Raw genomic sequence first — 803 nt, 5'->3', positions numbered from 1 at the left:
GTCCATGGACTGTCCGGCCGCTTTCGTTCGATCGTCAGGATTCGATCGTCAGGGGAGGTGCATCCGATCAGAAGAAAGGAATGATGTTGCCGATGATCAGGATGAACACCAGAACCACCATGACGCCGATCACAGCCAGCCAGACGGCGGAAAAGCCTTTCTTCGGCCCATGCTCATCGTGGCCCTGGGGCGCCCCCATACTCGATTCCCCCGGCGGCGTCTCGCCCGGGGGGACACCGCCGCCCGGCTCGAGGCCGGTGATGTTGTCGTCCTCCGGATCGGGATTCTGAGCAGACATGGAGCCCTCCGAGTCGTGTTGGTTGATAAGTTCCTCCTACAGTACCCCGGTAATGCTAAGGGTGCTTAGGGCGTGTCTCCTAAATCTTCGGGGTGGTCTTTGGAATGATGGGTGCGTGCCACGTACTACTCTTTTGACCGATTCCCAGTGGGCCCGGATCGAGCCGTTAAGAAAGGAATGATGTTGCCGATGATCAGGATGAACACCAGAACCACCATGACGCCGATCACAGCCAGCCAGACGGCGGAAAAGCCTTTCTTCGGCCCATGCTCATCGTGGCCCTGGGGCGCCCCCATACTCGATTCCCCCGGCGGCGTCTCGCCCGGGGGGACACCGCCGCCCGGCTCGAGGCCGGTGATGTTGTCGTCCTCCGGATCGGGATTCTGAGCAGACATGGAGCCCTCCGAGTCGTGTTGGTTGATAAGTTCCTCCTACAGTACCCCGGTAATGCTAAGGGTGCTTAGGGCGTGTCTCCTAAATCTTCGGGGTGGTCTTTGGAATGATG

General features: G+C 59.7%; 2 protein-coding genes. Both read right to left on the bottom strand.

Annotation, left to right across the window (positions count from 1 at the left end):
* Positions 1–67: 67 nt before the first annotated feature.
* Complete coding sequence (locus Y704_RS0105460) at positions 68–298, bottom strand: DUF6480 family protein (RefSeq protein ID WP_026549365.1); 231 nt, start codon at positions 296–298, stop codon at positions 68–70.
* A 125-nt stretch (positions 299–423) separates the two neighbouring features.
* Positions 424–693, bottom strand: coding sequence for a DUF6480 family protein (locus tag Y704_RS19210; protein ID WP_051476728.1), 270 nt, complete (start codon positions 691–693; stop codon positions 424–426).
* Positions 694–803 lie beyond the last annotated feature (110 nt).

This window comes from Arthrobacter sp. Br18 (assembly GCF_000520555.1).
Classification (GTDB): domain Bacteria; phylum Actinomycetota; class Actinomycetes; order Actinomycetales; family Micrococcaceae; genus Arthrobacter_D.
The sequence above is the reverse complement of the archived record's forward strand: the minus strand, read 5'-3'. Positions and strand labels throughout refer to the sequence as shown.

Bases quoted from the DNA above. Each gene is read 5' to 3' on its own strand.
- Y704_RS0105460 (WP_026549365.1), bottom strand. From the start codon at position 298: ATGTCTGCTCAGAATCCCGATCCGGAGGACGACAACATCACCGGCCTC.
- Y704_RS19210 (WP_051476728.1), bottom strand. From the start codon at position 693: ATGTCTGCTCAGAATCCCGATCCGGAGGACGACAACATCACCGGCCTC.